The organism is Mycobacterium sp. (assembly GCF_049281135.1).
Classification (GTDB): Bacteria; Actinomycetota; Actinomycetes; order Mycobacteriales; family Mycobacteriaceae; genus Mycobacterium.
The window spans coordinates 15,601-35,287 of record NZ_JBAPRN010000068.1 but is presented as its reverse complement, the minus strand read 5'-3'; the positions used below and the strand labels follow the sequence as shown (position 1 = coordinate 35,287).

14 protein-coding genes and 3 pseudogenes are annotated in these 19,687 nt (G+C 65.1%); 9 read left to right on the top strand and 8 right to left on the bottom strand.

Annotated features, from left to right (window positions below; translation table 11 throughout):
* A partial coding sequence (locus tag WAN02_RS02845) for an amidohydrolase family protein (protein WP_422262651.1) occupies window positions 1-1,046 on the bottom strand: 1,046 nt, incomplete at its 3' end.
* 153 nt (window positions 1,047-1,199) lie between these two features.
* On the opposite strand from WAN02_RS02845, the gene WAN02_RS02840 reads away from it, so the two are divergent.
* The 6 genes from WAN02_RS02840 to WAN02_RS02815 all read left to right on the top strand — a co-directional run bounded on the left by WAN02_RS02840 (window position 1,200) and on the right by WAN02_RS02815 (window position 6,976).
* Window positions 1,200-1,547, top strand: a complete 348-nt coding sequence (locus WAN02_RS02840) for a hypothetical protein (protein WP_422262649.1) — start codon at window positions 1,200-1,202, stop codon at window positions 1,545-1,547.
* Between the two features lie 40 nt (window positions 1,548-1,587).
* The gene (locus WAN02_RS02835) at window positions 1,588-2,802 is read left to right on the top strand and encodes a cytochrome P450 (RefSeq protein WP_422262647.1); all 1,215 of its coding nucleotides are present in this window, start codon (window positions 1,588-1,590) and stop codon (window positions 2,800-2,802) included.
* Between the two features lie 34 nt (window positions 2,803-2,836).
* Window positions 2,837-4,228: an FAD-binding oxidoreductase gene (locus WAN02_RS02830; protein ID WP_422262645.1), complete on the top strand. Its 1,392-nt coding sequence runs from the start codon at window positions 2,837-2,839 to the stop codon at window positions 4,226-4,228.
* A gap of 244 nt (window positions 4,229-4,472) precedes the next feature.
* Window positions 4,473-5,300: a mycofactocin-coupled SDR family oxidoreductase gene (locus tag WAN02_RS02825; protein ID WP_422262643.1), complete on the top strand. Its 828-nt coding sequence runs from the start codon at window positions 4,473-4,475 to the stop codon at window positions 5,298-5,300.
* Window positions 5,301-5,307: 7 nt separating this feature from the next.
* The gene (locus WAN02_RS02820) at window positions 5,308-5,775 is read left to right on the top strand and encodes a Zn-ribbon domain-containing OB-fold protein (RefSeq protein ID WP_422262641.1); all 468 of its coding nucleotides are present in this window, start codon (window positions 5,308-5,310) and stop codon (window positions 5,773-5,775) included.
* 4 nt (window positions 5,776-5,779) lie between these two features.
* Window positions 5,780-6,976 (top strand): thiolase family protein, encoded by a 1,197-nt coding sequence (locus WAN02_RS02815; protein ID WP_422262639.1) that lies wholly within the window; start codon window positions 5,780-5,782, stop codon window positions 6,974-6,976.
* A gap of 18 nt (window positions 6,977-6,994) precedes the next feature.
* On the opposite strand, the pseudogene WAN02_RS02810 reads toward WAN02_RS02815, so the two are convergent.
* Together WAN02_RS02810 and WAN02_RS02805 are read right to left on the bottom strand one after the other, a co-directional pair.
* Window positions 6,995-7,168 (bottom strand): annotated as a pseudogene (locus tag WAN02_RS02810) (IS3 family transposase); the annotation flags it as partial.
* A 19-nt stretch (window positions 7,169-7,187) separates the two neighbouring features.
* On the bottom strand, window positions 7,188-8,051 hold the full coding sequence (locus WAN02_RS02805) for an SDR family NAD(P)-dependent oxidoreductase (RefSeq protein WP_422262637.1): 864 nt from the start codon (window positions 8,049-8,051) through the stop codon (window positions 7,188-7,190).
* A 195-nt stretch (window positions 8,052-8,246) separates the two neighbouring features.
* Between WAN02_RS02805 and WAN02_RS02800 the strand changes: the two genes are divergently transcribed.
* The 3 genes from WAN02_RS02800 (at window position 8,247) to WAN02_RS02790 (ending at window position 10,345) form a co-directional block, all read left to right on the top strand.
* Window positions 8,247-8,384, top strand: a complete 138-nt coding sequence (locus tag WAN02_RS02800; RefSeq protein ID WP_422262635.1) for a hypothetical protein — start codon at window positions 8,247-8,249, stop codon at window positions 8,382-8,384.
* 89 nt (window positions 8,385-8,473) lie between these two features.
* Window positions 8,474-8,824, top strand: a complete 351-nt coding sequence (locus WAN02_RS02795) for a DUF732 domain-containing protein (protein ID WP_422262633.1) — start codon at window positions 8,474-8,476, stop codon at window positions 8,822-8,824.
* Window positions 8,825-8,881: 57 nt separating this feature from the next.
* Entirely contained in the window at window positions 8,882-10,345 is a 1,464-nt protein-coding gene (locus tag WAN02_RS02790; RefSeq protein WP_422262631.1) for a flavin-containing monooxygenase, read from the top strand.
* Here the strand turns inward: WAN02_RS02790 and WAN02_RS02785 are convergent.
* From WAN02_RS02785 to WAN02_RS02765, 5 genes and pseudogenes are all read right to left on the bottom strand, one after another.
* Window positions 10,335-11,243, bottom strand: a complete 909-nt coding sequence (locus tag WAN02_RS02785) for a pseudouridine-5'-phosphate glycosidase (RefSeq protein WP_422262629.1) — start codon at window positions 11,241-11,243, stop codon at window positions 10,335-10,337. The genes WAN02_RS02790 and WAN02_RS02785 overlap by 11 nt on opposite strands.
* 23 nt (window positions 11,244-11,266) lie before the next feature.
* Window positions 11,267-13,591, bottom strand: a complete 2,325-nt coding sequence (locus tag WAN02_RS02780; RefSeq protein WP_422262627.1) for an amino acid permease — start codon at window positions 13,589-13,591, stop codon at window positions 11,267-11,269.
* Window positions 13,592-13,650: 59 nt separating this feature from the next.
* Window positions 13,651-15,591: pseudogene (locus WAN02_RS02775) on the bottom strand (APC family permease); the annotation flags it as partial.
* 141 nt (window positions 15,592-15,732) lie between these two features.
* Window positions 15,733-17,661, bottom strand: a pseudogene (locus WAN02_RS02770) (APC family permease); the annotation flags it as partial.
* Between the two features lie 157 nt (window positions 17,662-17,818).
* Entirely contained in the window at window positions 17,819-19,639 is a 1,821-nt protein-coding gene (locus WAN02_RS02765) for an acyl-CoA dehydrogenase family protein (protein WP_422262625.1), read from the bottom strand.
* Window positions 19,640-19,687 lie beyond the last annotated feature (48 nt).

The window sequence follows — 19,687 nt, the reverse complement described above, 5'->3', positions numbered from 1 at the left end:
GCCGCGTACTTGCGTGTGTTGGGCCATTGCGAATCCGAATGCGGATAGTCGACCTCGAAGGTGAGGTTGTCGATGCCGATCTGGTCGCGGACGGCGACGCCGAAGTTGTCGTCTATGAAGCAGCCGAAGAAGTGCTTACGGAACAGATCCGAGGGCCTGGTGTCGCGGTCGATGTCCTGATACCAGCGGTGGCGTTCCCAGACGTAGTCGCACCGCTCCAGGATGTAGGGGATCCAGCCGATCCCGCCCTCGGCCAGCACGATCTGCAGCCGTGGATGACGTTGCAGCACCCCGGAGAACAGCAGATCGGTGGTGGTGGCCATCAAATTGGTGCTGTACAGCGCGATGGACACCGCCAATGGGGCGTCGGCCGCGAAGCCCGGGACGTGACTGGAGGAGCCGAAATGCAGACATAGGGGCAGACCCGCGTCTTCGCAGGCCGCGAAAACGGGGTCCCAGTGGTCGGTGTGAAACGACGGTAAGCCCAGCGGCGCCGGATTCTCCGGAAAGGTGATGCCCCGGGCGCCCGACGTCGCGACCCGCTCGATCTCCTTCACGCACAACGACGTATCCCAGACCGGCAGCATGGCCAGCGGGATGAAGCGCCCCGGGGCCGAGCCGCTCCACTCGTCGACGGAGAAGTCGTTCCAGGCTTGAAGGCACAAACGAGCCAGCTCGTGATCGTTGGCCTGCAGGAACACCCGCCCGGCGAAGCCGGGAAATGAGGGATAGCACATCGCCGCGCGCACCCCATCGAGATCCATGTCCCTGGCACGCTCGGCGGCGTCGTAGCATCCGGGGATCATGTCCTCGTAGCGCACCGGCTCGGTGCCGTAATCCTTGGCATCCTTTCCCGCGACCGCATTCAGACCGATCTGCGGGTACCGCCGTCCTTCGAAGGTCCACACGTGGTGACCCTTCTCGTCCTCGATGATGCGCGGGCCCATCTCGAGGTGCTGGCGCGGAAGTCGGTCCATGAAGACCCGCGGAGGTTCGATCAGGTGATCGTCGACCGACAGGATCTGCATGTAGTCCTGAAGAGGCATCGTTGCTCCTCGCCATCTCGTGTACTGGGGCCCGGATCGGACCTTTCCCACTCAGATATATCTTAGTAAGATATGACAGCTAGGATAGTGGGCGTCGGGCCTCGGCGCAACCACCCGCGCCGCCGGAACCGCTACGACGAGAACGAGGACCCAATGACTCACAGCGCGAATGACTTCGGAACCGACGAGCCCGCCCGTGACGAGACAGACGACGATCTGGACCTGCTGACCTATAACGAGGCCCGCGTGCGCCTGGCCGACGAAGTGGCTGCCGAGGAGTCCCATCACGCCGAGTTGAGCAGCCGCCACCCAGGCCCAGACCCGGCCGAGGTGGCGCAGGTGGCCGAGGAACTAGCCGCCTCGCAGCGCCGTATCGATGCACTGCGCATCACTCTGGAGCGCACCAACACCCGGGCGGTCTCCCCGGCCAACGCGGCGGAGTTCTACGGCTACGGACTCGTGACCTACGCGAACGACGACGATCCACCGTATGCTTTGTGATATATAACTATGATATATATGAAGTAGAAAGGGGTGGCCCATGCGGAACGACGTCTCGATGCGTCGCGAAGCGGATCTGCCGTTCGTCGACGTGCTCAGCGCCGACTTTGACCGCGACGCCGTGGGCACTCTTTGGGCGGGCGCGGGCGGCGGGCAGATCTGCCGGACGCGCCGCGGCGTGGAGATATTGGACTACGCCACGGTCACTACACTGATCTCGGATCCGCGCCTGGACTCCCAGGACGCCAGTGCGTACCGCCAGATGGGCGGCCCGGCGTCGCTGCTCGAGTTCGCCGACGAGGGCCTGCTGGTGGCGATGCGCGGCGACACGCACCGCCGGATCCGTCGGGTGCTCAGCGCCGGATTCCGCGTCCGCCACGTCACCGAGCGCCGTTCGGCGATGCACCACACCGCGGCGGCCCTCATCGATGCGTGGAACGGCCAACAGTGTGAGTTCGTGGCACAGTTCAGCAGCCCGTACCCCATGCAGGTCCTGTGTGGACTGCTCGGCATCCCGCCCGAGGACATCGGGATCTTCACCGGTGCGGCCACCGAATTGCATCTGCTGGCCGCGGTCCCCTTGGCGCCGCACTTCGAGCGGATCGACGCTGCCCTGCAGCGGCTGGCCGACTATGTCGGCGACCTGGCGACAGCCCGCCGGCGCCGACCCGACGATGACGTCATCAGCTCGTTGATCGCGGTGCAGGCCACCGAGGGCGCCCTGACTGATCGGGAACTGGCCTGGAGCCTGGTGAACCTGATCTTCGCCGGACAGGACACCACCCGGTACCAACTCGCCTCCGCGGTGCTGGAACTGATCGACAGCGACACCTGGCCGCTGCTGCACGCGGATCCGGCGCTGGTACCGGCCGCGGTCGAAGAAGCCCTGCGCATCCGCCCGGTGACCCGATTCGTGGTCCGCATTCCCCGCGAACCGTTCGACGTGCACGGCGTGCGGGTCGAACCCGGGCGCCGCATCATCCTGAACTTGCTCACCGCCAGCCACGACCCGGCCCGATTCGAGCATCCCGACGAATTCCGCCTCGACCGAACCCAGCGCTTCGACCTGCCCTTCGGCTGGGGAACCCACCATTGCCTGGGCGCGGCGCTCGCCCGGACCGAAATGGAAGCCGCCCTAAGCGTTCTCGCCGAACGGTTCGCCGGCCTGGAACTGTCCGCCCCACCGGTGCTGACCGCACCCGCCGGGATGCTGCACGGACCCGAAGTACTGCCCCTCGTCGTCACCCACCGATGATTCACCCCTCACAAAACACACGAAGGACATCGCCATGAGCACCGACCTCGACCCTGGCCTCCCCGCCGTCACCCTCGACGCCCTGCCGGCCGGGCTGACCCGCAGTCTGCGCGGCCGCGTGCTCGACCCCGGCACCTCGGAGTACGAAGACGTCTGCACCATCTACAACGCCATGATCAGCAAATCTCCCGGGGTGATCATCGAATGCCTGGGGCCCGGCGACGTCGCCGAGGTGCTGCGCTGGGCCGATACCCAGAACGTACCCTTCGCCATCCGCGCCGGAGGGCACAACGTCGCCGGCAATGCACTCAACGACGGCGGCCTGGTGCTGGACGTCTCAAAGATGAAGGGCGTGCACGTCGACCCGCATGCGCACACCGTGCGCGTCCAGCCGGGCGTGAACTGGGGCGAATTCGACCGGGAGACACAAGCGTTCGGGCTCACCACCACCGGCGGCAACATCTCCTCCACCGGAGTCGCGGGACTGACCCTCGGCGGGGGCATCGGCTGGCTGATGCGCAAGTACGGCTTCACCTGCGACAGCCTGATCGGCGCCGACGTCATCACCCCCGGAGGCCACCTCGTCCGCGCCGACGAGGACCACAACCCAGAACTGCTGTGGGGACTGCGCGGCGGCGCAGGCAACTTCGGGGTCGTCACCGCCTTCGACTTCGCCCTGCACCCCCACACCACGCCGGTGGGCGTCGGCGTGGCCACCTACCCCCTAGAGGCGCTCGGCGACGTCATCGCCCACTACCGCCAACAGACCCGCGACGCCGAGGACGATCTGATCATCGCCGTCAACCTGCTCACGATCCCCGAAACCGGGCCGTGCGTGACGGTGTTCGCCGCCTGGTTCGGCGACCCCGAGACGGGCCGAAAGGCCATTGCCTCGGTCGTCGACTTCGGTGCCCCGCTCGACGTGACGCAGAAGGAGATGTCCTACCGGGACTTCCACTGCATGTTCGACGGCACGTTCAAGAGTGGTCAGCGCAACTACTGGAAGTCGGGGTTCTTCAACGAGCTGAGCGACGAGCTGATCGCCGAATTCGGCGCGCACTTCGCCAGCGTTCCCTCCTCGCGCACCGTCCTGGCCATCGAGCAAATGGGCGGAGCGATCAGCCGTATCCCCGCAGCCAGCGCGGCGTTTCCCAACCGGAGCGCGGCGTTCAGCTTCCTGGGAACCTCCATGTGGCGCGACCCCAACGATGACCAGAAGAATGTCGCGTGGACCCGCGACCTGTGGTCGAGGATCGAAAAGTACACCGCGGGGCTCTATTCCAACTTCTTGTCCACCGGAGAGACATCCGAAACGGTGGCCCGTTCCTACGGCGCCAGCTATCCGCGCCTGGTCGCACTGAAGAACGAATACGACCCCAAGAACCTGCTGCGCTACAACCAGAACATCGCCCCCGACCACGGCTGAACCCGCGCGGGACCGTGGTGCCGACCGACCCTGTGAGACATCACGCATCCCCGGCGACGAACGCTCGACGTGCCCGCATCCACGTATGACACACCCGCGCAGCGGACGACGGAGCGGTCGATCCACTCGATCGCGGGTGTCGGCGGAGCCCCGGCGCGGCCCGCCCGTGGGAGCACCAGGGCCTTCCGTTCCCTGCTGCGCCATGTTTTACTAAGACATCATAGGTAGATATGAGGAGCGTTTCATGGGTGCGTTGGAAGGCAAGGTTGCGCTGATTACCGGGGCGGCGCGGGGACAGGGCCGGGCGCACGCGGAACTGCTCGCCGAGGAGGGCGCTGACATCATCGCGGTCGACATCTGTCGTCAACTCGAGACCGTCCACTATCCGATGTCCACCCCCGAGGACCTCGCCGAGACCGTCCGGCTCGTCGAGAAGACCGGACGACGAATCATTGCGCGCCAAGTCGACGTCCGCGACTACGACGCGTTCGATACCGCGGTGACCGAGGCCGTGGCCGACATCGGCCGTCTGGACGTCGTCGTCGCGAATGCCGGCGTCATGACTCAAAGCCTCGTCCCGCACACACTGAACCGGCAAGAGTGGCGCGACGGCATCGATGTCATGCTGACCGGAACGTGGAACACCCTGCAAATCACCGCCCCGATGCTCATCGAGGGCGGCCGCGGCGGGTCGATCGTGATCATCAGCTCGGTGTCGGGGCTGCGGCCGATGTACACCGACCTGTCCGGCGGTTTCGACAGCTACGTCGCGGCGAAGTCCGGCGTGGTGGGTCTGGCCCGCGCCTACGCCGCAGGCCTGGCAGAGCACAGCATCCGCGTCAACACCGTGCACCCGACCGGGTGTGACACGCCGATGGTGGTCAACGACTTTTTCCCCGCCTACATGCAGGAGAACGTCAAGACCGCGCACGCCTTCCAGAACACCCTGCCCGTCCAGATGGTGGACCCGATCGACGTCAGTCGCGCGGTGCTGTACCTGGTCGGCGAGTCCGGTCGCTACATCACCGGAATAGCGCTACCGGTCGATGCCGGAATCAGCTACGCGAGCTGACGGCACGATGAGAGGTGGTGCGGACCACTCCCCCGTCGCCGGTGCGGCAGGACCCGTCGTCGACGACGTCCTGATTCACCGGATGACCCCGGCCGTGGACCCCGACTGTGCCTTCTTCTGGGCCAGTGGCGCCGATGGACTGCTGCGGATGCAACGGTGCCGTGACTGTGGATACTTCGTGCACCCGCCGGTGGGATTTTGCCCACGCTGCGAAGGCACCCGATGTGAGCCGCGCGTCGTCTCGGGGACAGGTCGGATACATACCCTCACCGTCAACCACCAACCATGGGTGCCCGGTCAGCGCCCCTACATCATCGCCATGGTCGAACTCGACGAGCAGCAGGGCCTGCGGCTGACCACCAACCTGGTGAACTGCCCCTTCGACGTTGCGTACGTCGGCATGCGGGTGAGTGTGGGATTCGTGCACCGTCACGGCTCTTGGTACCCGGTGTTCATGCCGATCGAGGCGGTCTAACCCCTTGTCAGACAACAGGTTCGAACACGCGTCCGCGTTGACGGGAATCGGGCAGTCGGCGGTGGGTCGGCGCTTGGGGCGATCATCGCTGGACCTCACGCTGGAAGCGTGCCGGAGCGCCATCGCCGACGCCGGTCTGCGCAGCGCCGACATCGACGGGCTGTCGACCTATCCCGGTGGGGATCCGATCGCGACGTTCGGCTACGGCGGCCCGGCTGTCTACGACGTGCAGGACGCCTTGAGGCTGAATCTTCAGTGGTACCAAGGCGCCGCGGAACTCCCCGGCCAGCTCGGCGCGATCGTTGCCGCCTGCATGGCCATCGCCACGGGAATGGCTCGCCACGTGCTGGTCTATCGCACGGTGACCGAATCTACGGCGCAGGGCCAGTCCGGCCGCGGGTCGGTGCTTGGAGCCGACGGGGCGTCGGCATCCGGGATGGGTCGGTGGATGGCGCCCTTCGGAGCCATCTCCGCCGCGAACTGGCTTGCGCCGGTGGCGACGCGGCACTTCTTCGACTATGGCACCACCCGCGAGCAACTCGGGCAGATAGCACTCGTGCAGCGTCGCCATGCCGCCCTCAACACCAACGCTGCGTTGCGAACGCCGCTCACCCTCGAGGACTATCTCGGCGCCCGGATGATCTCCTCACCGCTGTGTCTGTTCGACTGCGACATCCCGGTCGACGGATCGACGGCAGTGGTCGTTTCACAACAAGAGTGTGCGAACGACAGTCGACACGGCGGGGTGTTCTTCGAAGCGTTCGGCACCGCGCTACGCGGGCGGCCGTCATGGGACCAGCACGACGACATGGCCTCAATGGCCTCCCAAGGGGCGGCCGAGCAGCTGTGGGAACGCAGTGCGCTGCGTCCGGCCGACGTCGACGTCGCGCAGCTCTACGACGGATTTAGCATCCTGGCCTTGGTCTGGCTGGAGTCGCTGGGATTCTGCGGCCGTGGCGAAGCCGGGCCCTATCTGGAAGGTGGGCAACGTATATCACTGGGCGGTGAGTTGCCATTGAACACTGGCGGAGGCCAACTCTCGGGCGGCCGACTGCACGGATACGGCCTCATCCACGAAGCGGTCACCCAACTTCGGGGACAAGCCACCGCTCGACAGGTGGCCGATGCCGAAGTCGCGTTGGTGTCCAACGGTGGCGGTCCGATCGCAGGAGCCATGACGCTCACCCGAGAACGTCCCTGACCACCCACCGCGCGTTCACAGAATCTCGTTGACTCTCTTTATTTCTCGTATCCATTGCTCGCTAGCCATGACGCGTGCAGACTCCGGAATGCTGACCCCTGGTGCGTGGCCGCGGTCGACGTCGGTCTGGCGGACCAAGGGGCGCCGACTCGAAGCCATACCGAGCAGTTGGCGAGCAACCCTCTGCACGGTGCGTCGTCGGCCTTAGTGGTCACACCCCCATCTCGACGGCGTCCCCGCCACGCGGCATCAACGCATTCCACAACGGGCTGGGGTTGCCGGTGTTCGCGGCCCGGAATTCCTCCCAGTACCAGGACGAACCGAGCAGTTGGCGGGCGCGTGGAATCGCGACCGCATCGGGCCCCGAGTAGTAGCGGGCCTGACCGTCCTTGCCGTCGGTGACCGCTTCGAAGATCACGTCGGAGGTGACCTCCGGTGCGGAACCAGACGCGTTGGCGGCGAAGAAGGAGGCCATGGCCTCCCGATAATCCTCGGGCACATCGGCCGCGGAATCGATCTTGGTGAAGATGCGGGTGCTGTGCTGGCCGGGGAAAATCGCCTTCGCGCTGACCCCGAAGCTCGACATCTCGACGTTGAGTCCTTCGGTGAACGCGGCAACCGCAGCCTTGGAGGCCGCGTATACGGCCGTGTACGGATAGCCCTGATCGGCGCTGATCGACGAAAGGTTGACGATCACTCCGGAGCGCTGCTGACGAAAGGCCGGCAGGAACGCCTTGGTTAAAGCGATCAGACCGAAGACGTTGGTCTGAAACTGGTCGTGGACCTGCTGCATCGTGCTCGCTTCAACCGGACCCATCTGGTAATAACCGGCGTTGTTGACCAGCGCGTCGGCCCCACCGAACTGGTCGAGTGCGGTAGCAGCGAACGCGGTGTCGGCGGCCTCGTCGTTGACGTCGAGCAGCAATGTACGTACCTGCTCGAGGTCCGAGTGCACCTCGAGATCGGCCTCCTTGCGGACCGTGGCGACCACGTTCCAGCCCTCGGCAGCGAAGCGCTGCACAGTCGAACGGCCGAACCCGGACGCAGTACCCGTGATTACCAGGGTCTTTCCCATGACGGCTCTCCTTGATATTCGCATCATGACTATCTATGACGTCCTAGTACAACATGAAGAACGACGCAAGCGAAAGGTGCTGCCCGCGACCCGTCTCCAGCCTCTGGGCGGCGGTCTTCCGGCTGCTCCAGAGTGCGACGCCACCGGCAGCGGCGGAGGTCGGATGAGTATGTCCCTGAGGGCTATTCACCACAGTTGTGCACGTCGCTCCCCGGCCCGGCATCCACACCGCATTTAAAAGGTTCTTTGGAGTATCGCGGCCAACCCCGCACCAACATCTTCCACCACCCCGAAGAACTGCTCCGCGACGACAGCGACGACGACATCCCGTAAGCATCGGTCGATCCCGGCACGCTTGATGTCGGATGGATCCGATTGCTGCCGCGACTCGCGGTTCTCAGCGATCAGTGCCACTCTTAGCCATGAACGTCGATCCATTTCTTCCGGCTTTCGCGGCCGCCGCTGTACTCATGACGGGTGCTGTCGCTCACGCTGACGCGCAGGATGACCAGTTTTTGGGGTTGCTGTCGAGGGACGGAATTGCCGGCGGCCCTCCGGAGCAGTTGATCGCGCTTGCGCATAAACGGTGCGATAACGACAGTCTTTCTCGCTCTCAACCGTGGACCTTTCACTTCGGCGCGATGCCGAGCCCGTTCAGCAGCGCCATGTTGCAACTTGCCGCCGACCTGGAGGGTCAGGGGGTGCCGGGTCCGCAGGTACGTCCGTTCTTGTTAGATGCCATCAGCGTGTACTGCCCGGGGGCGCACAGTTGATCTTCTCCCCGGCCATAGCTCTTGCTGCGGCAGTTTCGGCGGGCATACCGTTTCCCCATGACCGCCGCGCCCCACGGGCGGGATCCCCGGATCGTCATCGTCGGCGCCGGAATGGCGGGGATCGCCGTCGCTCATGTGCTGAAACAGTCCGGCTTCAACGACTTCACCATCCTGGAGAAGGGTTCAGACGTCGGTGGCGTGTGGCACTGGAACCGCTATCCGGGTCTGCGTTGCGATGTGCCTTCCTACGGCTATCAATTCGCCTTCGCGCCTAAGCCCGACTGGAAACACGTGTGGGCGACCGGCGACGAGATCCAGCGCTACCACCGCGACCTCATCGATACGCTGGCGCTGAAATCGCATCTGCGGCTTGACTGCGAAGTCACCGAGGCAGTGCTCGACGAGAACCGCTGGCGGGTGTCCACCGCGAGCGGGGAAGAGATCGAGGCGGACTTCGTCATCGCGGCAACCGGAATCCTGCACCACCCGTTCATCCCGGACCTGCCGGGCCTCGACTCGTTCACCGGACCGGTGGTGCATACTGCGCGCTGGACTGACATCGATGCGGAGGGCAAACGGGTAGGGGTGATTGGCGCTGGTTCGACTGGGGTGCAGGTGTTTTCAGCGCTACAGCCCGAGACGGCGCACATCACCCATTTCGTTCGCACGCCGCAGTGGGTGATGTGGATGCCGATGCGACTACGGCAACCCCGCATCGTCGGTCGGCTACTGCGGAGGTTGCCGAGGCAGGACAAGACGGTCAGGCTCGCTCAATTCGTCGGCTCCGACTACCTGGTCGACCTGGTCATCCGGCCGACGTGGCGGCGCCGGGCGGCCCAGCGTTACGGGTGGATGTGCTTGCGAGCCCTGGTGCGGGACAGGGCTCTTCGCGCCAAGTTGAACCCTGACTACGAACCGCTCTGCAAGCGGCAGGTGCTCTCCGGCGACTATTACCGGCGAATCTCCAGGCCGAACGCCAGCTTTGTCAGCGAGCCAATCGCCGAGATCACGCCGACCGGCCTGCGAACCACCGACGGCGTCCACCATGATCTGGATGCGATCGTGCTCGCCACCGGCTTCGCGGCCCACAACTACATGCGCCCGATGACCTTGCGCGGCCGCAACGGACTGTCGATCGACGACGCCTGGGCGAAAGGCCCTCGGGCCTGGGGAATGACCGCGATTCCCGGATTCCCCAATCTGTTCATGGTGCTCGGCCCCAACTCGCCCACCGGGTCCATCTCGCTGCAACACGTCGCCGAGTTGACCGCGCGCTACATCACCCGCTGGCTGCAGCGTTTCCGCGACGGCGAGATCACCGCCGTCGAAGTCACCGAGGAAGCCACCGACCGCTTCGCCGACGACGTCGCCGAGGCGATGGTGCCGACGGTGTGGAACACCGGTTGCAACTCTTGGTATTTCGCCGACGACAACCACATCGACCTGTGGCCGTTCGACCGAAAGCGCTTGACCCGCATGCTGAGTCAACCGAAAGACGACGACTACATCCTCACGCCGTAGGCAGGTCAACCAGCGCCGCAATCTCCGCCGCCAGCCGCGCATTGGACAGCACCAGCTCAACGTTGGCCGACAGCGAGGCACCGTGCGTCTCGCGATGGAAGTAGTCGAGCAGGAACGGCGTGACGTCCTTGCCGTACACACCCGCGGCTTGGGCGGCGGCCAGCGCGGCGGTCAGCACCCGGTCGTGCAACGCGCGGTCCATCTCGTCCGCGGGCGCGATCGGGTTGGCCAGCACCAGCCCATATCCGTCGGTACTCAGCCGCCGTCGGGCGTGCAACACATCGGCGACCTGTTGCGGCGACTCCACCCGCCAGCCCACCGGATGACCCGAATCGGCCAGGTAGAAGCCGGGAAACCGATCCGTGCGATAGCCGATCACGCCGACGTTGAGCGATTCCAGTCGCTCGAGGGTGGCGCCGACATCCAGGATCGACTTCACACCGGCGCAGACCACCAGCACGCCGGTGCGCGAAAGAGTCATCAGGTCCGCGGACTCGTCCCAGCTGTCGCGCGCATCGCGATGAACGCCGCCCAGCCCGCCGGTGGCGAACACCGAGATACCCACTGCCGCAGCCAGATGCGCGGTCGAAGCGACGGTCGTCGCGCCGTCTCCACCCCGGGCCGCGAGCACCGCGACGTCGCGGACGCTCACCTTCACCATCGTCTCGCTCTCGGCGACACGCCGCAGTCCCGCATCATCCAGCCCGATGTGCGGCTCACCGTCGATGATCGCGATAGTCGCAGGCACCGCCCCGCCGGATCGCACCGCCGCCTCGATCTCGCGTGCGACACGCAGGTTGTCCGGTCGCGGCAGACCGTGACTGATGATCGTGCTCTCCAGGGCGACAACCGGCCGGCCGGCGGCCAGCGCGTCGGAGACCTCAGGGTGGACGTGCACGGGTTGCACCCTACGTCGCCGCCCTAAGACTCCTCGGGCGTCTCGATCACCGAGTAGGTCGGATCATCCATCGCCACCTGTTTGTTGCCACTCTGGGTCGCTTTTCCGGTCAGGCGCAGGACCTGCCCAGGCTGTACGTCGTCGCCGTGCCCGGGCCGGAAGGTCACCCGGACCTCGCCGCTGTCATCTCCGACGACGATCCAGCGGAACGTCTTTCCACGTTTGGTGATGTCTTCGACTTGGCTGACGCGGCCTTCGACCGTGGCGCGGCGCCCCGGAATCAGGCTGTTCACCTCGATCACCGCGGCGGGCTTTTCCGGGTGCTCGTAGTCCTCCGCGGGCTGTTCTTCGCCCCGCCAGATCCGCATCTCGATCTCTTCGACTTTGGCAGCGATGCGCTGCTCCAAGATGTCCGGGAATGCTTCGCGGATCCGGGACTGGACGTCGTAGGGAACGATGGTGGCCGCCGCATCCGGGATTCGGCTGACCGCCCGGGAGATCTTGTCCGCGGTTTGGTCGTGCAGCAGCCGTCCCAGCAACGGCGCATACGTCCGGCGCGGCAGCAACACCGTCACGTGGGTGTCGCGACGCTCGTTGCGGGCCTTCACGACCAGCGTTTGCACGGCGCGGACGATCTGTCGGTCGGGGCAGTCGACCACCCGCAGCGGGACGTCGAGATCGAAGTCATCCCAACGCTTTCGCAGCGCGGCGGCATGGTCCGAGTCGATCATGAAATGCACCGCGACCAAGTCGTCGGCACGCAGACCCTTGCCGTACCGCAGTGCTTCGAGCACCGCGAGATCAAGCGAGTTGACGCAGACGAAGAGCCGATGGCGGGCATATTTGGTCAGCTGCGGACGATCGGTGCGGAATGCTTCCAGGATCGCCGACTCGGCCCGGTATTCGCGATTGAGCCGAATCAACCCGAACACCAAGATCGGGAAGACAACAACGACCAGCCAAGCGCCCTCGGTGAACTTGGCCACCGCGAAGATGCCCACCACGATCGTCGAGAGCACCGCCGCCGAGAAGTTGATCGCCAACCGGTACTGCCAGCCCCGTTCCCGGTGCGTCAGATGGTATTTGGACATTCCGTAGCCGGCCATGGAGAAACCGGTGAACACCCCGATCGCGTAAAACGGCACTAGCGCGTTGACCGATCCGCCAGTGAACACCAACAGCGCCAGCGACAGCGCTGCGAGCGTGAGGATCCCGTTCGAGAACACCAGCCGATAACCGCGTTGCATGAGCTGGCGCGGCAGAAAGCGGTCCTCGGCAACGAAACTCGCCAACGCGGGAAAACCGTTGAAGCTGGTGTTGGCGCCGGTGTACAGGATGGCCGCGGTCGACACCTGTACGAGGACGTACATGCTGTCGCCGATGACCCCGTTGCCGAAAACCACTCGGGCAATTTGGGAAAGCACCGACGGATACTCGCTGAGATACGGCGCGGCGTGCGTGGCGTAGGCAAGATAGCCGACACCGGCCAGCAGGAGCCCCAGAATGCAAGCCATCGCGGTGAGCACCCGGCGCGCGTTGACACTCTGCGGCTTACGGAAGACGTTGACAGTGTTGGAAATGGCTTCCACCCCGGTCAGCGACGAGCCACCGTTGGCGAACGCCCGCAGCACCACCAAGATTGTCGCGCCCATTACCAGACCGCCGCCTTGATGCACCGGTACCGCTCCGGCAGCGTGGCCGGGATCGTATTGCGGAAGGCCCCAAACAAGATGCCGGACAACGCCGGTCACGATCATCACGATGAGCATCACCACAAACGAATAGGTGGCGATCGCAAACGGCAGCCCGGCTTCGCGCAGGCCGCGCAGATTCAGATAGCAGATCAGCAGTACCACCGTGACGGTGATCTCCATGCTGTAGGGCCCGACCGCCGGCAGCGCCGACGCCACCGCAACCGTGCCCGCCGCCGATTGCACGGCCACTGTCACGACGTAGTCGATCAACAGTGCCGCGGCCGCGACCTGCGCCACCTTGGGCCCGAAGTTCTCCCGCGCCACGATGTAGGAGCCGCCGGCCTTGGTGTAAACCGCCACGACCTGCCGGTACGACGCGGCGACCAACGCGAGGATCAACAGGATCACGCCCATGATGGGCAGCAACAAGATGAACGCCGCGAGCCCGGCATGCGGGAGCAGCTCCGTCAGGATCTGCTCGGGACCGTAGGCCGTGGACGAGATCGCGTCGGGCGAAAGCGCGCCCAGCGCAACGGGGTTGGACAGCCGTTCGTTGGACAACTCCTGGCTGATCAGCGGCTTGCCCAGGAAGACGCGCTTGACCACGTCGGAGAAGGACGGCGGTAGGTCCTGCTCGTCGACCTCAGCTGTCACGACCACCTCCTACGGGATTCGGCGTCGCCCGCCGTTAGACCGTACTAGGCGTGACCCGCCTGGGTCAGCGCATCGGGATCAACCCGTGCGATACGCGACTCCACGTCGTAGGGCACGATGATCGCGGTCGCACCCGGGATGCGGCTGACCGCCCGGGCCATCTTGTCGGCCGTGCGGTCGTGCAGCAGCCGGCCGAGCATCGCGGAGTACGTCCGGCGCGGCAACAGCACCGTGACCTTGGTCTCCGGGTGATCTCGTTTCACCTGCAGCACAAGCTCTTGCGCTGACCGGCTCAAATGGCGGTCCGGACAGTCGATCACCCGCAACTGAGTATCGTGCTCGAAGTGCTGCCAGCGCTCTTGCAGCTTGGCCGAATGATCGGCGTCGACCACGAAGTGCACCGCGGTCAATTCGTCAGCGTGCAGCCCCTTCCCGTAGCGCAGCGCCTCGACTTCGGCGAGGTCGACCGTGTCCACGAAGACGAACACCCGCAGCCGCGCATACTTGGCCAGCTCGGGGCGCTCGGTGCGCGACATCTCCAGGACGGAGGCTTCGGCGCTGTACTGACGATTCAGCCGGATCAGCCCGTAGACCAAAATCGGGAAGACAACGACGACCAGCCAGGCGCCTTCGGTGAACTTGGCCACCACGAAGATTCCCACCACGATCGTCGACATCAGGCCCGCCGAGAAGTTGACCACGACTTTGCGGCGCCAGCCGTGCTGACGCCGGGTGTAGTGGTGCTTCGCCATGCCGAAGCCGGCCATCGCGAACGCGGTGAACACGCCGATCGCGAAGAACGGCACCAGTGCGCTGAGCTTGGCCCGGGTCACCAGCAGCAGTGCCACCGCCAGTGCGGTCAGCGTGATGATCCCGTTGGAGAACACCAGCCGGTGACCGCGTTTGGTCAGCGGACGAGGCAGGAAACGGTCCTCGGCAACGAAACTCGCCAGCGCGGGGAACCCGTTGAATCCGGTGTTGGCGCCGACGAAGAGGATTGCCGCGCTCGAAGCCTGCACCAAAAAGTACAGAACGTTCCCGAGTGGACCCTGGCCGAAGACGGCGCGGGTGATCTCCGAGAGCATCGACGGGTATTCATCCAGGTACGGGGTGGCGTGGGTGACGTGGGCGAGCCAGGCGACACCGGCCAGCAAGATCCCCAGGATGCACGCCATGACGGTAAGCACCCGGCGGGCATTGACGCCCTGCGGCTCACGAAAGACGTTGACCGTGTTGGAAATCGCCTCCACACCGGTCAGCGAGGTACCACCGTTGGCGAACGCGCGAAGGACCACGAGGACCGTCGCGCCCATCACCAGCCCGTTGCCCTGATGCACCGGCACCGCACCATCGATGTGCGTCGGATCGTACTTCGGCAAGCCCCAGAAGGCCTCACGAATCACGCCGGTCACGATCGTCAGCAGAATCATGCCGACGAACCAATAGGTGGTGGCCGCGAAAATGCGGCCGGATTGCCGCAATCCGCGCAGGTTGGCCATACAGATCAGGACCAGGATGGCGATTGTGAGTTCCAGATGGTACGGGCCCAACACAGGGAGCGCCGACACCACCGCCACAGTTCCCGCCGCGGGCTGCACCGCGGCCGTGACCACATAGTCGATCAGCAACGCCGCGGCGGCGATCTGCGCTATCCGGGGCCCGAAGTTGTCCCGCGCCACCATGTACGCCCCGCCGGTCCGGGTGTAGGCCATGACGACCCCGCGGTACGACGCGGAAACCAACAGCAGGATAACGAGAATGACGCCGATGATCGGCAGCAACAATGTGAACGCGGCCATCCCCGCGCGCGGCAGCAGTTCGATCATGACCTGCTCGGGACCGTAGGCCGTCGAGGAGATCGCATCTGGTGAAATCGCGCCGAGCGCAACCGGATTCGATAACCGCTCCGACTCGAGCTGCTCGCTCGTCAAAGGCTTTCCGAGGAAGATTCGCTTCCAACTGTCGGTGAAAGAAGGCTTGATGCCCGAGTCGCGCTGCAATGCCGTTACCACGTGTCACTTTCCTCCGGAGTCCGCGACCTGTGAAATCAAGTCATCCACGTGGGTCAGCTGCGGTCGGGGCAACTCTATCGGATTATCGGTGGGGCGCGACCCGGCCGACGATCCGTTCGTGGCCGCACTCGCCATCGCGATTCGGGTCTCGATGTCGTACGCCACGATCTGGGCGCTCGCGTCCGGAATCCGGCTGATCACCTTGGCGATCATGTCTGCGGTCCGGTCGTGCAGCAGCCGGCCTAAGAGCTGGGAATACTCCCGGCGGGGTAACAGCACTGTCACTTTGGTGTCCGCGTGCTCCGCGATGATCTGACGGACCAGCTCTTGCGAGGCACGGCTCAGGTTGCGGTCGAAGCAGTCGACCGTGCGCAACTCCGTGACCTGCCCGAAGTGCCGCCATCGTCGGTTAAGGCGCTCCGCGTGCGCGGAGTCCAGCACGAAGTGCACCGCGGTCAGGTCATCGGCTTTCAAGCCCTTGGCGTAGCGCAGCGCTTCGATCTCGGCCAGGTCGACCGAATCCACGAAGATCAGCACCCGGTGTCGGTCGTAGCTGGCCAGGTCGGCAGGTTCGGCGGCCGACATCTCCAGCACCGACGCCTCGGCTCGGTACTGCCTGTTGAGCCGCATCAAAGCGAAGACGAGAATCGGGAAGACCACGACGACCAGCCAGGCGCCTTCGGTGAACTTCGCGATCGCGAAGATCAGCACCACGATCGTCGACAAGATGCCCGCCGATAGGTTGATCGCCAGCTTGTACCGCCAACCCGGCCCACGGTGGGTGAGCCAGTGTTTGGTCATGCCGTAGCCGGCCATCGAGAAGCCGGTGAACACCCCGATCGCATAGAACGGCACCAACGCGTTGAGCGAACCGCCCGTGCCGATCAACAGCGCCACCGCCAGCACGGTCAGCACGATGATGCCGTTGGAGAACACCAGCCGGTGACCACGTTTCATCAGCGGGCGCGGAAGGAAGCTGTCCTCGGCGACAAAACTCACCAATGCCGGAAAGCCGTTGAAGCTGGTGTTTCCGCCGGTGTAGAGGATCAATGCAGTCGACGCCTGAACGCAGAAGTACAACACCTTCCCGATCACGCCGTCGCCGAACACCGCCCGAGCGATCTCGGACAGCATCGATGGATAGCCACTGGCATAGGGAAAAGCGTGGGTGACGTGGGCGAGCCACGCGACGCCGGACAGTAGGAAAGCAAGGATGCACGCCATGATCGTCAGCACTTGACGCGCGTTACGGCTTTCCGGCGGGCGGAAGGCGTTCACCGTGTTGGAGATCGCCTCGACACCGGTCAGCGAGGAGCCGCCGTTAGCGAACGCCCGCAGCACGATGAGCAGCGTTGCGCCCATGATCAAGCCGCTGCCCTGTTGCACCGGCACGGCGCCATCGGTGTGCGCCGGGTCGTAGAGCGGTAAGCCTCCGGAAAATTCCCGAATGACTCCGACGACGATTGTCAACGACACCATGCCGACGAAGAAGTAGGTCGGCATGGCAAAAGGAGCTCCGGCTTCGCGTAGTCCTCGTAAATTCGCGTAGCACATGACGAGCACGATGCCCACGGTCATTTCCAGGCTGTAGGGACCAAGAACGGGTATTGCCGACACCACCGCCACCGTGCCCGCCGCGCACTGCACCGCGACGGTCACGACGTAGTCGATCAGCAGCGAGGCCGCGGCAATCTGGGCGATTCTGGGTCCGAAATTCTCCCGGGCTACTACGTATGAACCGCCGGCCCGGGTGTAGGCCATAACCACCTGGCGATAGGACGCCGCGACCAACACCAAGATCACCAGGATGACGCCGGTAATCGGGAGTAATAAGGCGAACGCGGCCAACCCGGCGGCCGGCAGCGGTTCGATCATGATCTGTTCGGATCCGTACGCGGTCGAGGAGATCGCATCGGGAGAAAGCACGCCGAGCGCAATAGGGTTCGACAGGCGCTCGTGCTGGAGCTGGTCGTTGATCATCGGGCGTCCGAGGAAGACCCGCTTACATCGGTCCGCGAACGACGGCGACATCGATAGCTCGCCGGCCAGCTGTGACATACAAATTCCTTACGCAAATCCTGGGTATTTTTACGAGATCGAGACGGATCCCGGCCAAAGCCTACGGTTAACGGCCGGGAAACGCGCGCTGGGACCGGCGCCCACAGCACTCTCGAAACCTTCTTTACGGAATCTTGACGGGTTGCGGCACTCGTTATCAAACCGTGCGGCCCGGACGCTGTGGATAATCCGCGGTCAGCGCTCCATCGGCAAGTTCGTCGAACCGTTCGAGTCCTTCATCGGCCTCGTCGTCGATACCGCGAAGCGGACCCGGCTCGGCCAGGTAGCGCCGCGCGTACAGCCGGGCAACGAGGGACTGGCGGTCCGTGCCGCGGGTGGTGCGCTCCCAGGCGGCCTGCTCGGTCAGCAGAGCGCCGGCGTACGCATCTCCGATGAATTGGGCCAGCGGAAACAGCCGCGCCTCGGCAACGTCGGCGGGCAATTTGGTCCAAGCGGTGATCGCCGCTTCGAGATCCTCGATGCGGCGGCGCACCAGCCGTGTCGTGGCTTCAGTGTCGTCGGACACCGAGATCGCGTCATGCAGTCGCTCCAGCAGCGGTTGGTGGGCGCCGATGCGCTCGATCCCCCGCCGCACGTCCAGGCACAGGATGTTGTCGGCGCCCTCCCAGATGGTGTTGACCTGAGCGTCGCGCAAAAGCCTTGCCACCGGCCATGTTTCGATATAGCCGTTGCCGCCGTGGATCTCGATCGCGTCGGAGGCCATGGTGATGCCGAGCCGGCACACCTTGAGCTTGGTGACCGGCACGGCAATGCGCTGTCGCACCCGTCTGGGCTGGTGGTGGTTGGCCAGGCCCACGCTGTCGAACACCAGCGCCTGGGCGGCTTCGACGTCGACGATCATTTCGGCGAGTTTGCGGCGCATCAACGGTTTGTCGATCAGGCGGTCGCCGAACGCGCGGCGCTGCCGGGCGTAACACAGCGATTCGACCAGGGCCCGCCGCGCGTTGCCCAGGGCGAACAGGGCGATTCCGAGACGGGCCGCGTTGGTCAGCTCCATCATCCGACCCAGACCTTTGCCGTCCGAGGGCTGCGCGTCGGTGCCGGGCTGATCGGTATTGGGCTGGCCGGACAGCAGGAAGGCCTCCGCGTCGACCAGCTCCACCTCGCCGGAGGCCACCGAGCGGGTGCCCAGCTTGTCTTTCAGTCGCCGGATGCGAATGCCGTTGGGGGTACCGTCGCGGCGGGTTCGCAGCACCAGGAAGCTCGCCGCGCCGCGGCTGGAGTCCGGGGCACCCTCGGGCTTGGCCAGCACGATGAAAACCTGGCCGTCGCAGTTAGAGGCAAACCACTTGAAACCGTTGAGCAGCCAGGCGTCTCCGTGCCGGGTCGCCGTGGTCTCCAGCGCTCCGAGATCGGAGCCGCCGGCCCGCTCGGTGAGGAGCTGAGCGGTCTCGCCTTCCCACTCCCCGCTGGCGAATCGGGCGAGGACATGCTCGCGCACGTCTTCGGGCGCATACGCCGCCACCAGCGACTTGACCATGCCGCCGCCCGTTCCCAGAGCACAGCCCATCCCGATGTCGGCCTGATCGAGCAGATAGTTGGCCGCGAACATCGGCAGCGACGGCGAGATGCCGGCCTGCCGCGCGGCGTCTTTGAGCGCCTGCTGCGCATTCAACACCGCCCGTTTGGATTCGATGAACGACGTCGGCTGGACCACTTGGCCGATGTCGTGGCCCCAGCGGTCGTAGCGTTCCAGGTGGGCCGGGTTGCGGTCGGTCTGCTCGGCCCACCGGGCCACCGGACCGCCCATCAACTCACCGATGGCATTGAGGTGCGGTTCGACGACGGCCAGCTCACCAGGCTGCAGGTAGTAGGCCATCGTCAGCTGCAGGGTGGGGTCGGTGCGATACCAGTTGAGGCCGACGGCTCCCCGGTAGTTCTCGGTGCGGTAGCGCTCCGACTTTTCGGGCGTGCTGAACGGCAGCCGGTCGACCGCCTCCGCTTCGTACTGGGTCATCGGCGCCGCTCCTCCTCATCGCTACGTTCTGCATCGTCGCCGGCGGTC

Excerpts from the sequence above, each read along its gene's own strand:
- WAN02_RS02765 (WP_422262625.1), bottom strand. The coding sequence starts at position 19,639 with ATGACCCAGTACGAAGCGGAGGCGGTCGACCGGCTGCCGTTCAGCACG.
- WAN02_RS02795 (WP_422262633.1), top strand. The coding sequence starts at position 8,474 with ATGAACGTCGATCCATTTCTTCCGGCTTTCGCGGCCGCCGCTGTACTC.
- WAN02_RS02790 (WP_422262631.1), top strand. The coding sequence starts at position 8,882 with ATGACCGCCGCGCCCCACGGGCGGGATCCCCGGATCGTCATCGTCGGC.
- WAN02_RS02830 (WP_422262645.1), top strand. The coding sequence starts at position 2,837 with ATGAGCACCGACCTCGACCCTGGCCTCCCCGCCGTCACCCTCGACGCC.
- WAN02_RS02835 (WP_422262647.1), top strand. The coding sequence starts at position 1,588 with ATGCGGAACGACGTCTCGATGCGTCGCGAAGCGGATCTGCCGTTCGTC.
- WAN02_RS02820 (WP_422262641.1), top strand. The coding sequence starts at position 5,308 with ATGAGAGGTGGTGCGGACCACTCCCCCGTCGCCGGTGCGGCAGGACCC.
- WAN02_RS02805 (WP_422262637.1), bottom strand. The coding sequence starts at position 8,051 with ATGGGAAAGACCCTGGTAATCACGGGTACTGCGTCCGGGTTCGGCCGT.
- WAN02_RS02825 (WP_422262643.1), top strand. The coding sequence starts at position 4,473 with ATGGGTGCGTTGGAAGGCAAGGTTGCGCTGATTACCGGGGCGGCGCGG.
- WAN02_RS02840 (WP_422262649.1), top strand. The coding sequence starts at position 1,200 with ATGACTCACAGCGCGAATGACTTCGGAACCGACGAGCCCGCCCGTGAC.